Genomic DNA, 15,681 nt, shown 5'->3' with positions numbered 1-15,681 from the left:
GAAGAATTGAGAATGAAGAATGTATCTGGTGCTTGGTGCTTGGTGCTTTGGAACCAATGCTTTCGAAGAACCAAAAACCAGGAACCAAATTGTTTCTTCATTCTTCATTCTTCATTCTCAATTTTTCATTCCCTAGACCAAATTCATCGGCTTCGGATTTTTTGGATCGGCATAGTCGTAAAAGCCGCGACCGGTTTTCCGCCCATACAGTTTGGCGGCGACCATCCGGGTGAGGAGCGGCGGCGGCGCAAACCGTTTTTCGCGGAATTCGTCAAACATAATCTGGGCAATGTAATAGGTGGTATCAACGCCGACGAAATCCGTCAACGTAAACGGCCCCATCGGATAGCCACAGCCCAGTTTCATGGCATTGTCAATATCTTCAATTGTCCCAACGCCTTCTTCGAGAGCGCGGATGGCGTCAAGCATATACGGAACAAGCAACCGGTTGACAATAAAGCCAGTTCGGTCACTGGTGCGCACCGTGACTTTGCCCAGTTTTTTGCCAAAGTCGTTCACCGCATCAAAGACTTCAGGGGCGGTTAAAATGGTTCTGACGACTTCCACCAGTTTCATCAACGGCACCGGGTTAAAGAAGTGCACGCCGACAAACCGACGTTGCCGCTCAGGGCTGGTCACCGTCATCATTTGAGTCACTGAAAGTGATGACGTATTGCTGGCAAACACGGTTTCTGGTTTGCACAATTCATCAAGCTTTTTGAATGTTTCGTGCTTGATGGGAAGATTTTCAATGATGGCTTCGATGATGATGTCACAGTCAGCCAGGGCTGACAGTTCGAGGCTGCTGGAAAGCCGTCCCAGAATTTCGTCTTTGGCTTCAGGCGTGAGAGTGCCTTTTTCGACGAATTTGGCCAGTGATTTCTGAATACCGGCCATGCCCTTTTCAAGTGCTTTCTGGTCAGCTTCGACCACCACGGTTTCAAACCCGGCACTGGCTGCCACCTGGGCAATGCCAGAGCCCATCAGTCCACATCCGAGAACGCCTACTTTTTTAAATTCCATAAGTTATGAGAATCTCCAACGGTAAAATAAAGGAGCAACAGGAAAGCGAAATAGTGAAATAGTGAAATAGTGAAGTAGCGAAATAGTGAAGTAGCGAAGTAGCGAGTTGTCAATCCAGATAAAGCGAGTAGCGAGTAGCGAGTAGCGAGTTGTCAATTCAGGAAAGTGAGAAGAAAGTTCGCTTTGTCACCTTGTCATTTGTCACCTTGTCATTTTGTCACTTGTCACCTTGTCATTCTGTCATCTCAAGCGGGGCGGAAGAAGTCAATTGGGCCGCGTTTTTCAAGCTGGAGCTTACCTTCGGCAACTGCCAGATCAAGGTGAGCCTGGGCTTCGGAAACGCCAAGGTAAATGTGAACATCCTTTGTATTTGGAAAGAGATAGCGCGAAAGTTCCCAGGCGGTGACCGATTGTTTCTGCTGGACGAACTGAATCACTTTCTGCTGGCGGCGATCAGTGTAATGCACCAGCGTATGAAAATGCTCGGAGTAATCAGCAATATCGTCGCCATGGCCGGTCTGGATATAGGTTGGGGCCATCTCCTTGATGCGCGCCAGCGAGCATAAATATTCGGAAAGCGATGGAAAGCGACGCTGTTCGTCAATTGGATCTGCATGCAGCGTCGGATTTGGGGTGATGTGTTTGAGCAGGGTATCTGCCGCCAGCAAATGCCGCGTGCTTTCGCGCAACAGGCAAATGCTGCCAGGGGTATGTCCCGGTGTATGCACCACGCGTAACGCTGAATTTTGGAACAGGATTTCGTCTTCGTCCTTGAGTGTGTCTACGTCAAGCAGATGGTAGGCCAGCTCTTTGACGGATTCATAGCCAGCTTTAAATCCTTGAGTGACTTCATTTGGAACACCTGCCCGATGGAGCAGCGTGTTATGGCAGGTGTAATCCGGGTCACGTTTTAGACGTGGTGCATCCCAATCATGAATAAAGACACGCGCGCCAGAGATTTCCTGAACTCTGCCGGCCAGCCCAAAATGATCCGTGTGCGCGTGTGAAATGAGAATGCGCCGGAGGTCACGGACTTCGTGACCAACCCGGCGCATTTCAGCGTGCAGCGCGTTCCAGGCTTCGTCGGTATTTGGACCGACATCTACCAACGTCAACGGATCCTGGTCAATCAGGTAGACATTCACCGGACCGACATAAAATGGCGTTGGAACGGTAAGTTTGTGGATGTTCATCGGCATTTGTGAATGTAGTTGTTCGTCAGTAGTCAGTAGTCAGTAGTCAGTAGTCAGTAGAACTTAGTCAGTAGATAAAACCTGGATAGTTGAATTCGTCGAATTCTTGAAAAGAATTGTTCCTAAATGACTCAAATAAAACCAAATATACTTGACATAAGCTCCGAACTCCCAACACTCGGCTACTGACTACTGACTACTGACTACTGACTACTGACTACTGACTACTGACTACTGACTACTGACTACTGACTACTGACTAAGTTCTACTGATTATTGTCTTCCTCATTTTGCGGCTGGTTTTTGGATGGTTCAAACTGGACGCCCGGAGCTGAGGTGTCGCCCGCGGCTGAAGTCTTTTTCGTCAACCCCAGTTTAGCCAGGGCGTGCGCCGTCGGCATCCCGGTTTCTTTGATTCCATTGGCGCGTTGGAAAGCGCTCATGGCTTCACGGGTTGATGAATCATACTCACCAGTCATCTCACCTTGATAGAACCCGGCCTTTTTCAAAGCATCCTGGATTTCGGTTACCCGGTCTGAAGGAATTTGAGCCCGAGGTGGCGTCCGTGGTGCCCGTGGCGTACTGGCAACCGTGGCTCGGCTCCGCGCCCGGCCCCGGCGGCTCCGGGTGTATACGGCACGGCGTCCTCCACGACGGGTGCGGACATAGCGGGTCTTTCCACGCCGACTCCGATTGGAGCGGGCACTGGTCTTCCCACGGCTTTTTTTGCTGCTGGCGCGAGTGCTCTTGCGACTGGTTTTTTTGGTACGGGATGATTTCTTGGCACCGCCAGAGCGTTTGGCGGCTGATCGTTTAGCCGCGGCGCGTTTGCGCTGGCTGGCAAAGAGGTCTTGCGGAAAAAGACCAGCGGTGAGGACAAAGCCGATGACAAAGACGGCCAGCATTCGACGAATCAACGAAAAAGAAGGCATGGGTACTGCTCCACAAGTGATTGGGGTTGGCCTGAAACGGAAGGAAAAGCTTCAGCAGGAATGGCCAACCAGGTAAAAGGGTTCGCATTATGCCATTGCGGTCAAATGCTCTCAAGGTAGTTGAACGGTGAAAGCTCCAACAATTGCCGGAATTGAAACACCCGGATTGTCTGGTACCACTTGAATCAAAACCGCCAGACCCCTGTGCCGCCTGATCCAAAAGGGAATGAAAAATCATGCTGCTTCACGTGGTAAATGAGGATTTTATGGTATAGTCGAGATGAAGCGCCCGATATCCCAGCTTGATTTTCTCAGAGAATCCTGGCCTTGACGCGATTTTCTCCTTTCCCCAAAAATGCAGAACCGCTGGTGTTCTGTCATCAAGGCATTCCCAAGGGTACAGATAAAAAGCCGTCGCCACCTGGTTTTGATCACTGATTGGTTGTGTGTCTCGTCAGATGTCTACTGATCCAAAATGTTTGACCCGATGTGGGCAGAAAAAATTTCACATTTGGACAGTGCTGGGGATGTGGCTATCCCTGTGTGTCACGCTGTGCCTGTGTTCTGGTTCCGTTTTTGCACTCGACCCTCAAAAAACGCTGACTCAGTATGGACATGACGTCTGGCAGGACGGGTTGCCGCATACTTCGATTCTTTCTCTATGTCAAACCAGGGATGGGTATTTGTGGTTTGGAACCCACGAAGGTCTGGTTCGGTTCAACGGCACTCAGTTTACTGTCTTTGATAAGCGCAATACTCCGGAAATCAAAAGCAACAGTATCTGGTCACTGTTTGAAGATCGCTCGGGGCGGTTGTGGATTGGCACCCTCAGTGGTGGTTTGGTGTGTTACCAGAATCGCGCCTTTCGGGCCTATTCAATGCGTGACGGACTGGCTGGCGATTTTGTGTATGCGTTTTGTGAAGATGCCGCCGGCACACTCTGGGTTGGTACCAAATCGGGGCTCAGTCGGCTGGTCAACGACCGGTTTGAGTCATTTACCACACAAGATGGCCTTTCCTCCAATAATATCCTCTCTCTGTGTGCCGACACGATTGGAGATATCTGGATTGGCACCGATGGTGGTGGGCTCAACCGATTTCATCAGGGCCAGTTTACAAAAGCCGAAGGGCTGCCGCATACCACGGTTTCATCGCTTTGGTGCGGACGAAATGGCCGGTTGTGGATTGGTCTGTATGGTGGCGGGTTTGGATATTTTGAGCAAGGGAAATTCGTCGGGTACAGCCAGCGCGATGGGTTATCGAGCAATCTGGTGTGGGCCCTGCTTGAAGATCGCACCGGAACGCTCTGGGTTGGAACCGAAGGCGGTGGCCTCAACCGGTTTCAAAATGGAACACTGCAGGTCTACGCCACACGCCAGGGACTTTCGCAGGATTATGCCCGCTCACTCTGCATTGACTTTGAAGGCAGCCTCTGGATTGGCACCAATGCCGGTCTGAATCGCCTGAAAGATGGAAAATTCATCAACTATTCAACCCAGGAAGGTCTGTCGAACAACAATACCCGCTCTGTTTTAGAAGACCATGCCGGGAGGATGTGGATTGGCACGGATGGCGGCGGCGTCAATTGCCTTCATAATGGAGCCATCACGACGTACACCACTGCCAATGGATTGTCCAACAACCTGGTGAAGTCCATTTGTGAAGACCGGCTTGGGCGACTCTGGTTTGGCACGACCGGAGGTGGGGTTGATTGTTGGACTGATGGACGATTCACTGCTCACCTGAACACCAAAAATGGGCTCACCAACGATATTGTGTATGCCCTGTGTGAAGACCGGCTTGGGCGACTCTGGGTAGGCACGTATGGCGGCGGGGTCAATTGTGTCGAGAATGGCAAAGTGACGGCGACCTACACCGTCGCCAACGGCCTGGCCCATAATGTTGTGCGATCCTTATTTGTTGATCGCCAGGGTGTGGTTTGGATTGGCACCGATGGTGGCGGAATCAATCGCATCAAGGATGGAACCATCACGACCCTATCATCCCGTGATGGGTTATCGAGCGATATCGTCTTTTCATTTTATGAGGATCCAACCGGTGCACTCTGGATTGGCACCAATAGTGGCCTGAACTGGTTTAAAGATGGTCACGTGACTGCCTTTACCACGCGTCAGGGATTGTTTGACGATAAGATTTTCCAAATCCTGGAAGATGAGAATGGATTTTTGTGGATGACGTGCAACAAGGGGGTGTTTCAAATCCGCCGGGCAGAGCTTGAGCAGGTTGGACGTGGCGAAATTCCCCTGGCACAGTCGGTTGTGTATGGAAAAGCCGATGGGATGCGCTCCAGCCAGTGCAACGGAGCCTCACAGCCAGCCGGTTGGAAGGCGCGTGATGGGCGGATGTGGTTCCCAACGCCGGCTGGAGTCACGGTGATTGACCCCCGGCATATTCCGGTCAACAGGTTACCGCCACCAGTTGTCATTGAAAAAGTGCTGGTCAATAACGAGCCAATTCCGCTCTATCCTCAACGTCAGATTGAGTTTGCCCCAGGAAAAGAAAATTTTGAGTTTTATTATGCCGGGCTGAGTTTGCTGGTGCCGGAAAAGGTGACCTTTCAATATCGGCTTGAAGGGTTTGAATCGGAATGGAAGTCAGCCGACACGCGGCGGGTCGCGTTTTATACCAACGTGCCGCCGGGCACATACCGCTTTGTCGTTCGGGCTCAAAACAATGATGGTATCTGGAGCACTGCGCCAGCCACGGTCGAGTTCACCCTGAAACCTTATTTTTACCAGTCACCCTGGGCCATTTTTCTGATGACCGGCATTGTGATTGGGGGCGTTTATGGCGGGACGCAGTTGCGGTTGCGAGCCTTGAGCCAGCGAACCGAACGCCTTGAAGCACGGATTCGGGCCCGCACCCGTGAACTGGCACAAACGATTGATCAGCTTCGACTTTCAGAGAAAAACGCGCTGGAACTCAAAGACAAAGCCCTCGAAGCTGAACGCAAAGCCCTCGAAGCCAGCGCAACCAAAAGCATGTTTTTGGCCAATATGAGCCATGAAATCCGAACGCCGATGAACGGAGTTCTGGGCATGCTGGAATTGCTGCTCGAAACCCGACTGGGCACTGACCAGCAGGAATATGCCTCGATTGCGCATCATTCGGCGGAATCGCTGTTGCAGATCATCAACGACATTTTGGATTTCTCGAAAATCGAATCCGGCAAACTGCAGCTTGAACTGGTGGATTTTGATCTTACCCGCACCATTATTGAGGGCGTTGAGTTATTTGCCCGGCAGGCACATCAAAAAGGTATCGAGCTGGCCTACTTGATAGCTGAAGATGTACCCCCCTGGCTGCACGGCGATCCGGTTCGACTCCGGCAGGTAATTCTCAATCTGGTTGGCAACGCCGTCAAATTTACCCAAACCGGGCATGTCGTTCTCCGTGTCAGAGTGGAGTCTTTGCATTCACCAGATACCATCTGCCTCCGCTTTGAGGTTACTGACACCGGAATTGGGATTCCTGTCACCATCACAAGCCATATTTTTGAATCCTTTTCGCAGGCTGACGGCTCAACCACCCGCCAGTTTGGGGGGACAGGATTGGGGCTTGCCATTTCAAAGCAACTTGCCGAGTTGATGAACGGGCAAATTGGAGTTGAAAGTACAATCGGAAAAGGAAGTACTTTTTGGTTTACGGCCCAGTTTGGATTGACTCACCACTCCGTACCCACACTCCGGTCAGTTGGGGAAACCACCTCAGATCGGCCTGATTTTTCACATCTGCGGGTACTGGTGGTTGAACATTCTGAAATCGTGCGCGAAACCTGCCAGACGTATCTCAGACGGTTGGGCGTTGAGTGTGAAATTGCTGAAGAGGGCTTACAGGCATTGGGAGTGCTCCGCGCTGCGGTCAAGGCTGGTGAACCATTTCATCTGATGCTGATTGAGAAAGAGTTGCCTGAAATGAACGGATTGGCCGTGATCAGTATGGTCAAATCCATTCCCAATCTGGCTTCAACCCGAATCTTTCTGCTCACCCCGGTTGACCAGATTCTGACCGATACTGAACTCAAAGAAATGGGAGTTGAAGCTCGGATTCCAAAACCAGTCAACCCATTTCATTTACAGGCTTTGCTGGCTTCAACCTTTGCCTCTGTCAATCAGGAAGAACTTGTTCAGGAGAGAAAGTTTGAAACGACTGGAATCTTATTCACCGAAAGTAACCTGACCGCTGACAACGATCAGCCGAAGACCAGTGGGGTGATTCTGGTTGTCGAGGACAACCCGGTAAACCAAAAGTTGACAGTGCGGTTATTGGAAAAACGTGGATATCGGGTGGATGTGGTTGATAACGGAGAGGAAGCAATTCGCGCTTTGCAGCACCGAACCTATGATCTGGTGTTTATGGACTGCCAGATGCCCGAAATGGATGGGTATGAAGCAACACAAATTATCCGCCGATTGGAAGCAATGAACCAGTTGGGGCATCCTGACTCCTCAGTCGGTGGTTTAAATGGAATCATGCCACATGTTCCGATTGTTGCCTTAACTGCCAATGCGATGGTGGGTGATCGCGAAAAATGCCTGGCCGCTGGAATGGACGAATATCTTTCCAAACCGCTCAAAAGACACGAGTTGGATGCGGTTTTGCTTCGATGGGCAAGAACTGAGTAAATGAAGAGTAGTGGTTGGTGGTTAGTGGTGAGTGGTTAGGGACTGTAAAAATACAACTTCCCGTTTTTATCGAAAGTCACCCGGAGAGATCGAATTTCAGAACAGGAAACCACGAAATACACGAAAACCACGAAAAAGAAATCCAAAGACTTCAATGGGGTCTGAGCTTTTGTCAGGGAAAGTGCCACCGAACTCAAAAGAAAATGGCTTCGACCCAAATGAAAATCGGGAAGTTGTTTTTTAACGCTCCCTAACCACTAACCACTAACCACTAAAAGGGTTCTTCATTTCTTAAGGGATTGCTCCTGCAATTTTTGTTCGAGTTCGCGAAAGTGTTCCGCTGAAAAATCTTGATTGCCTTCAGAAAATCCCAAATGGAACATTTGTTTTATTGCCTGATTGTACCCTGCGACGGCTTCCTTGAGGTGATTTTGGCGTTCTTCGATCTCACCCCACTGAAAATAGAGCACTGGTGAGAACATGCTCCGGGTAAAAAATCCCTTGCGAAGCGCCGTATTTACCTCAACCGGCTTCACTTCCGCCTGTTTCCGAACCAGATTGACATATTCAAGGCAGACCAGTCCGTCATTAAGTCCACGGTCAAGCGTGGCTGCCAGATAGTGACTGGGATTATCGGCCAGATAGGCGTCAATGCGATCCGTGAGTTCATCCACCAGGGCAAAAATCTGAGATGGCCGGGCATCAGGTGTGGCGAGCAGTACCTGGAGTTGGGTCCGAGCATCGGCAATTTCAGTACCGGGGATTTTCAGCAATCGAATCAACTTCTCGGCGTGTGGCCCGGCTTCACCAGGCCGTTCCTGGGTCAGCAGCAAATGCACCAACCGCAATCGAGCCGGAAGGTGTTCGGTGGGCGTGCGTGATAACACGGTTTGGTAACATTCGATTGCTTCTGTGAAACGTCCCTGCCGTTCCTTCATAACTCCTAGCAAGTATTTGGCTTCCGGATACTGAGGTTTTTGCTCGAAGGCCAGGGTCAGATCCAGATCCGCTTCTTTAAACCGATCAAAAATAAAATTGACCAGTGCGCGTTCATAAAACCAGTGTGCGGAACCAGGATGGGGAAGGACTTCAACTGGCGTTGAAAGGGCTGTTCGCGATGAACTAGGCGGTGGTGTTTGGGCGGCCACTGATCCTGATGCGGTTTGGAATCCTGGCGAGAAGAGTCCAACCACCAGCGCGATTAATGGGGCAACATATCGAGCAAATCGTTGAGGCATAAGGCGTTTTGGTCCTTGGCGGAAAGAAGAGGGGACGTCACTGGCCAGGTGATGGCCAGCGTTGGATCGTTCCAGGCAATACCGATTTCATCACCGGGGTGGTAGAAAGCGGTGCACTTGTACTGAACCTGGGCGTGTTCGCTAAGAACACAAAACCCATGCGCAAACCCTGGTGGAATATAGAGTTGACGAAAATTCTCAGCCGAAAGCGTAACACCAACCCACTTTCCAAACATCGGGGACGTGCGGCGAATATCCACGGCCACGTCAAAAATCTCGCCTTCAATCACCCGTATCAGCTTGCCTTGTGGAATTTGTCGCTGGGCATGCAGGCCGCGTAAGGTTCCCCGAACGGATTGCGAGTGGTTATCCTGCACAAAAGAGATATCAATCCCTCCCTGGCGGAATTTTTCAAGGTGGTACGATTCCAGAAAAAACCCCCGGTCATCACGAAAAAGGGTTGGCTCAATAATAATCACACCTGGAAGGTCGGTGGGAAGAAACTTCATATTTGGTTGAGGCGGCACAAGATGGAATATCAGAATGGGAGGAATTATAGCGAAATAGCGAAGTGGCGAAATAGCGAAGTAGCGAAGTCGTGAAATGACAAAAGAAAAGCGATTCGTGAGCAGTCAATCCAAATCAATCTGGTGTAACTACTCACTCATCGCTTTGACTTTGCTACTTCGCTACTTCGCTACTTCGCTACTTCGCTAGTTCACTATTTCGCTACTTCGTCAGGGTATCAATGGTGTGACCGGTGACATCGGTTTTTTGAAGACCGGTTGTTGCGGTAATAGCGGTCGTCATTCTTTTTATCGCGTTTAGTGCGCACGATTTCAAAGATGCTGGAGCTCCCAGCCCCGGCAATGGCACCGATGACGGCGCCTTTGCGGCCACCAGCCAGTCCACCGATTCCCGCTCCGGCCAGGGTCCCGCCGGCAATTGTGATTGGAGTTCGGTATTTGCTCCATTTACTGCGTTCGTGAGCTTGAATCGAGGTCGGGATCGCCAGAATGGATCCAAAAACGGCCAGCATCACACCAAGCAGGGTAATTTTCTTAAAACGGTTCATCATAAATTGTTCCTCCCAGAAAGGTTGTGGGTTGTTGTTGTACCTGGATGCGAAAGGGTTGTTGGTGTGCCCTTGTTTGGTTTCTCTTTTGGTTTCTCTTTCTCTGGGCATTTCGTGTGCCAAATAAGCGAATATTTTTCCAGTTTTTCCTAAATTGCTGGTCCAAAATGTGATAGTCCGGCAGGGAAGTCATCGGAAACAAGACTGGTCAGCCAGGAAATGGTTTGGGTGGCATCCGATATGGTGTAACCCTGGTGCGATATGGTTCACATCTGGCTGGAAATACATTTAGTTTCATCCAGCTAGAAAAATACAGGGAGCTGACTGGAGATTTCCACATAAGAAATCATCCGTTCGGATTGATGTTCAGTTGCGGGACGGTCAAGAATCCAGTAACATCACGCCTGTTCACACACCAAATGTTTTCAATCCTCAAACCAAAATCGACTCATCACGCACGGAGTTTTCACACTGAGCAAGCTCCAAGGGGGGAGACGGTCCATCTATGTCCACAGCTAACAACTTCGCACAAACCTTTAATCAGATTTTGCAAATGATGTTGTCGGTTTCCGATAAGGTCAGTGACTTGATCTTTTCGCCTGGGCGACCTCCGCAAGTTGAATTGTTGGGGCAGTTGCGAGCTGTCAAAATTCAGGGGTTGGAGATGTTGACGCCGGCACACACCCACGGAATCACGCAGGTTTTGCTCGGGGCCAACCCTCATAATGCCGAAAAATTGGAAAAAAATGGCTCGGCGGATTTGTCCTACAGCGTTCCAGGGTGTTCGCGGTTTCGGGTGAATGTCTTTATGCAGCGCGGGACACACGCCATCGTGATGCGGGTGATTCCCAATCGAATTCCGTCATTCGAGGAACTCTCGCTGCCGCAGCAACTGAAACAGATTTCAGAGTTAAAAAATGGCGTGGTGCTGGTGACTGGACCGACCGGAAGCGGAAAATCTTCAACGCTGGCAGCGGTGATTGATTTGATCAACCAGACCAAGTACTACCACATCGTCACGATTGAAGACCCGATTGAATTTATTCATCCACACAAAAACAGCACCATTCACCAGCGCGAGTTGTATAGCGACACACCGGACTTTGCGCTGGCGCTCCGAGCCGCCCTGCGTCAGGCCCCAAAGGTGATTCTGGTCGGTGAAATGCGTGACCGTGAAACGGTGGAAATCGCAATGGAAGCGGCTGAAACCGGGCACCTTGTGCTTTCGACGCTACATACCATTGATGCGGCCAAGACAGTTGATCGGATTATCGGGATCTTTCCCAAGAGCGAAGAGCACGTAGTGCGAACCCGTCTGGCCCAGTCGTTCCGCTACATTATTTCGCAACGCCTGATGCCCCGGGCGGATCGTCAGGGGCGAATTGCGGCAATTGAAATCCTACGCTCGACGATGCGAACCCGCGAGTACATTGAAAAAGGTGAATCCAGCGGAAAAACACTGGTTGATGCCATGCGGGACGGTGACAACGAAGGCATGCAGACTTTTGACAGCATCATCGAAAAGATGATCCGGAGCGGTCTGGTTTCAAAAGAGGATGGCATCGCCTACGCCTCAAATCCGGGCAACCTGTTGCTGCAACTCAATGACATGGAAGATGGTGCTCCTCCGAGTGCTCCCCAGCCTCCGCCGGCCCCGCCGTCATCTGCTCGTCAAACTGGCGCCTATCGGTTTCCAGGAACGCCGACGGGTGCTCACTCTCCAGGTAGTAGTGGCGGAGGCGGAGGCGGCGGAAGCATGCTCGATATGATCGAGCGTTGATTTTCGGCACACCTTCATGCCTGCTTCAACCCCGACAGCAACCCAAATCACGCGACGCTTTGAAGTCCAAACCAGGATGAATTTTGCCAAAGTGGCGGCCCAGGTCCTGGACGCAGCCAACGTGTGCCACGACACACGGGTTGGAATTGTGGCGGAACCGACCGCTGACTGGCTGGCAGCCGCGTGGCAGAAATCGAGAAAACTGGATTTGCACGCCATTGCCGTCTGTGCAGCGGAACAAGCCGAGTCCCAGCACCGGGCTCACGAACTGGATTGCTTTAACCGGGTGACCTGGCAGGTGCTTAAACTCCCCAAACAACCCAATCCCGCCGGGTTTAAGCTGGGCGCTTTGCTGTGTGGTGCCGCCACGACAACTTTGATTTTAAATGAGTTTTTTGCCTGGGCGCGTGAAGCGGTTGTCCCAGGTGGATATCTGGTGGCGGTGGTTGAGTTGTACAGTGGGTTTCCGACCTGGCAAAAAAACTTCACCAAATATCGTCAATGGCGGGCACGCTATATCGAACGACTGGTTGATTTCAGTGACCAGGTATTTCCCACGCGTGATGAACTCATTGAAAGCCTTCAATCCAATGGATTTCCTCAGATTCTGATTCGGGGACTGCACAAACCCGGCCCGTTGGCTGGCGGAGAATATGTTCTGGTAACCGCCCGATAATGAAGAATTGTCAGGGTTCAGGGGTTGGAGTTCAGGGTTCTGGGAATCCCACCTTTTCAATTGGTGAATCGTTTAGTGCGCTCCCAAGCTCCCAATTTTCAGATTCCATCATCGGCAAAATATTGACTTCACATACCAACCCCGAGTAAACAACCACCAGCATCAGTTCAGGAAGACCAAATCCTCAAATACCAGTCTCAAGCTATTACCTTACACTCACAAAAGGTTAACTGATTGGAAAAATTGGATTTCCTTAAACCCTGAACCTTGAACCCTGAACCCTGATTTCTCCATTCTTCATTCCCCAATGGTTGCACCTGTGATCGAAACCCGGAAATTGACCCTGCGCGAGCGGGCACGTACTGTTTTAAACCTTGAAGCTTCAGCTATTTCCAATATAGCGACCCGACTCGATGATGCCTTTGACGCCGCCGTTGAGCAAATCGCCAACTGTCGTGGCCACGTGGTGACGATTGGCATGGGCAAAAGTGGAATTGTGGCCCAAAAGGTCGCTTCGACGCTGGCCAGCACCGGCACCCCGTCATTCTTTTTACATCCGGCTGAAGCGCTGCATGGTGATTTTGGTCGAGTCACCCCAGGCGATATTTTGCTGGCTTTTTCCTATAGTGGTGAAACTGAAGAGCTTTTGAGGTTGCTCCCGTTGATTGAACGCAGCGTAGATGTCGCGTTGATTTCGATTGTTGGAAAAACCAGGTCCACGCTGGCCAAAGCCAGTCAGGTTGTGCTGGATGCTGGTGTCAATGGCGAAGCCTGTCCACTTGGCCTGGCGCCAACCGCCTCAACCACGGCGGCGATGGCACTCGGAGATGCCCTGGCGATGGCGCTCCTGGAGTATCGTGGCTTTCAAGCGTCGGATTTTGCCGCGCTTCATCCGGCGGGTCAGCTCGGTCGCCGATTATTGCTCCGGGTTTTTGACCTGATGCACGGCGGCGAACAGGTCCCACGGGTGACGTTTGAAACCCCGATGTCAGAGGCAATTATCGAAATGTCGCGCAAAGGATTTGGCATTACCACAGTGGTTGATGAAAATGGGTGTCTACTCGGAGTCATTTCTGATGGTGACCTGCGCCGACTGGTCGAACGCCAGCACGCCAATGCCCTGACCGTGATGGCGGGAGATGCCATGCACGTTCATCACCCGCGCAATCCACAGCCACGCACCGTAACCCGTTCAGAGTTGGCCACGCACGCCCTGCATTTAATGGAAAGCTATCGGATTACGTCGCTGGTGGTGGTTGATGAAGCCAACCGGGTTGAAGGTCTGATCCACCTTCATGATTTATGGAAGGTTTTTGGAAACCAGTGAGAATGAAGAGGGTTCAGGGTTCAGGGTTTGAAAGACAGGGTTCAAGGGCATAAACGTCGAAATAAGGGTTTTAGCCCGGCACGGGCGTCGCGCAATACCCGTGGTGCGTAGCCCACGGAAACCAAACCAACCATTGATTCGAAAACCCTGAACCCTGAACCCTGACCCTGAACCCTGAACCCTGAACCCTGAACCCTGAACCCTGAACCCTGAACCCTGAACCCTGAACCCTGAACCCTGAACCCTGAACCCTGAACCCTGAACCCTGAACCCTGAACCCTGTAAATTCTTCATTCCTCACTGGTTTGGCCGTGCCAGATTTTGTCGGCGGTCACGTGGAATACCCTTTAGCCCAGAACTGGATGACCGGTGTGGGCGAGTTTCTTCGGCTTCTTCCAGCTCTTCCTCTTCTTCTGGCTCTTCCTCTTCCCGGCTTTGCATTGAATCAAGCCGATCCATTTGGACGGCTGCCCGGCGCAAAGTACGCAAGGTTTCATGGAGGTTGTATTCAGATTTGAATTGAAAATCCTCCTGAAATTTTCGACCGTCAATCACGCAGGGATACATCAAATAGTCAAATTGCGGAACTGGAAAAGGTGAGATCCCAACCCACCAGCCAAGCTTCATCAACGGTGAGGCCAGCGCATAAACCACTGGTACGGCGATGCCACCAGCTTCACGGATGGCAACCGAGAGTGGTACTTCCCCAGGACCGGTCACGTTATAGACGCCTCGTTTGGGATTGGCCAGTACCCGGAGCAGGGCCTCAACCATATCGCGTTCGTGAATGACCTGGATCATCGGGTCATAGCCCATCGGGATCGGCACAATTCCATAGCGCAGGTAGGTCGTCAAAAAGTTCTGGACGTGTGGGCCGACGATATAGCACGGACGCAACAACGTGGTTTTAATGTCTTTGACGTGATACATCCAGGACCGGCAATAAGTATCAAACTCAACCTTATCACCCATTTCGGTAAAACGCTGGATGGCTTTGAGCGGACTGTCTTCCGGCAGGTAAATGGGATTGGTTGGGTCGGCGCCATAAACTTCGGAGGTGCTGAGCAGGATTACTTCCTTGATTTTGTGCCGCTCACAACAATCAAGCAGCCGCATGGTGGCAATGACATTCACCGTATGGCGGATCTTCATGGGCAAGTGCTGGTCATTGGCGACAGCCAGATGGAGAACCGCGTCAAAGTGTTCATGGCGGAAGAGATCCTCAAGCGTTTTTTTGGTGATGTCAATTTGTTTGAAAATGATATCGCGCTTGAGTGTTTCCTGCGGTGGGCGGCGGCCAATTCCAACGACTTCCCAATCCGGTGGTACTGCCGAAGCGACTTGAGTGGCGAGACCACCCGCGATACCAGTGATCAACAGACGTTTTGGACGAGAACTTTTGTGTGGTGTTCGCGGCATATGTTTTTTTGATCGAAATAACCTGAGTGTTAGAGTGGAGATTGCTTGTGGTGCCTGGGAGCCAATTCCTACGAAGAACCAGGAGCCAGGCACGACGCTGTTTTCTTCAGCCCCAAGCCCCAAGCCCTTAGCCCTGGATTGTTCAGCCCCGAGCTTGCGAGTCTTCAGTCCGACTTCTTCAGCCCGGCTTCTTCAGCCCTGGTTTTTCCGCCCGACGTAAAAAGGCACAGCGTCTTGCTATCTTCTCCTGGTTGCATAGAATGTGGGCGGTTTTTTTTCATTCTGAATCATCATCATTTACTGAATTTCGCTGACCTGTCCAGTCGGAAAATGCTCGCTCAATAGAAGTGTGACAGCGTCAGACGTGAGATT

11 protein-coding genes are annotated in these 15,681 nt (G+C 51.2%); 4 read left to right on the top strand and 7 right to left on the bottom strand.

All coding sequences use genetic code 11. From position 1 onward, the window contains the following. Positions 1–132: 132 nt before the first annotated feature. The 3 genes from HY774_15690 to HY774_15680 form a co-directional block, all read right to left on the bottom strand. Positions 133–1,023: a 3-hydroxyacyl-CoA dehydrogenase family protein gene (locus HY774_15690; GenBank protein ID MBI4749928.1), complete on the bottom strand. Its 891-nt coding sequence runs from the start codon at positions 1,021–1,023 to the stop codon at positions 133–135. Between the two features lie 245 nt (positions 1,024–1,268). Next, the gene (locus HY774_15685) at positions 1,269–2,216 is read right to left on the bottom strand and encodes an MBL fold metallo-hydrolase (protein MBI4749927.1); all 948 of its coding nucleotides are present in this window, start codon (positions 2,214–2,216) and stop codon (positions 1,269–1,271) included. A 266-nt stretch (positions 2,217–2,482) separates the two neighbouring features. Further along, positions 2,483–3,148: a peptidoglycan-binding protein gene (locus HY774_15680; protein ID MBI4749926.1), complete on the bottom strand. Its 666-nt coding sequence runs from the start codon at positions 3,146–3,148 to the stop codon at positions 2,483–2,485. 458 nt (positions 3,149–3,606) lie between these two features. Here HY774_15680 and HY774_15675 point away from each other — a divergent pair, with 458 nt between their 5' ends. Then, the gene (locus HY774_15675; protein ID MBI4749925.1) at positions 3,607–7,794 is read left to right on the top strand and encodes a response regulator; all 4,188 of its coding nucleotides are present in this window, start codon (positions 3,607–3,609) and stop codon (positions 7,792–7,794) included. 284 nt (positions 7,795–8,078) lie between these two features. Here the strand turns inward: HY774_15675 and HY774_15670 are convergent, their stop codons facing one another. The 3 genes from HY774_15670 to HY774_15660 form a co-directional block, all read right to left on the bottom strand. Further along, the gene (locus HY774_15670) at positions 8,079–9,032 is read right to left on the bottom strand and encodes a hypothetical protein (GenBank protein ID MBI4749924.1); all 954 of its coding nucleotides are present in this window, start codon (positions 9,030–9,032) and stop codon (positions 8,079–8,081) included. Continuing rightward, entirely contained in the window at positions 8,996–9,541 is a 546-nt protein-coding gene (gene rfbC / locus HY774_15665) for a dTDP-4-dehydrorhamnose 3,5-epimerase (protein ID MBI4749923.1), read from the bottom strand. Before rfbC ends, HY774_15670 begins: the two co-directional genes overlap by 37 nt. 236 nt (positions 9,542–9,777) lie before the next feature. Continuing rightward, positions 9,778–10,110 carry a hypothetical protein gene (locus HY774_15660; protein MBI4749922.1) on the bottom strand — a complete coding sequence of 111 codons (333 nt, stop codon included), beginning with the start codon at positions 10,108–10,110 and terminating at the stop codon, positions 9,778–9,780. A gap of 502 nt (positions 10,111–10,612) precedes the next feature. On the opposite strand from HY774_15660, the gene HY774_15655 reads away from it, so the two are divergent. From HY774_15655 to HY774_15645, 3 genes are all read left to right on the top strand, one after another. Then, on the top strand, positions 10,613–11,887 hold the full coding sequence (locus HY774_15655; GenBank protein ID MBI4749921.1) for a PilT/PilU family type 4a pilus ATPase: 1,275 nt from the start codon (positions 10,613–10,615) through the stop codon (positions 11,885–11,887). A 16-nt stretch (positions 11,888–11,903) separates the two neighbouring features. Continuing rightward, complete coding sequence (locus tag HY774_15650) at positions 11,904–12,563, top strand: hypothetical protein (GenBank protein MBI4749920.1); 660 nt, start codon at positions 11,904–11,906, stop codon at positions 12,561–12,563. A gap of 307 nt (positions 12,564–12,870) precedes the next feature. Beyond that, positions 12,871–13,890, top strand: a complete 1,020-nt coding sequence (locus HY774_15645; GenBank protein ID MBI4749919.1) for a KpsF/GutQ family sugar-phosphate isomerase — start codon at positions 12,871–12,873, stop codon at positions 13,888–13,890. 297 nt (positions 13,891–14,187) lie between these two features. Here HY774_15645 and HY774_15640 read toward each other — a convergent pair whose 3' ends face one another. Continuing rightward, entirely contained in the window at positions 14,188–15,309 is a 1,122-nt protein-coding gene (locus tag HY774_15640) for an NAD-dependent epimerase/dehydratase family protein (protein MBI4749918.1), read from the bottom strand. Positions 15,310–15,681: the final 372 nt, after the last annotated feature.

This window comes from Acidobacteriota bacterium, assembly GCA_016208495.1.
GTDB lineage: Bacteria > Acidobacteriota > Blastocatellia > Chloracidobacteriales > Chloracidobacteriaceae > JACQXX01.
This window is presented reverse-complemented; position numbering and strand designations above follow the sequence as displayed.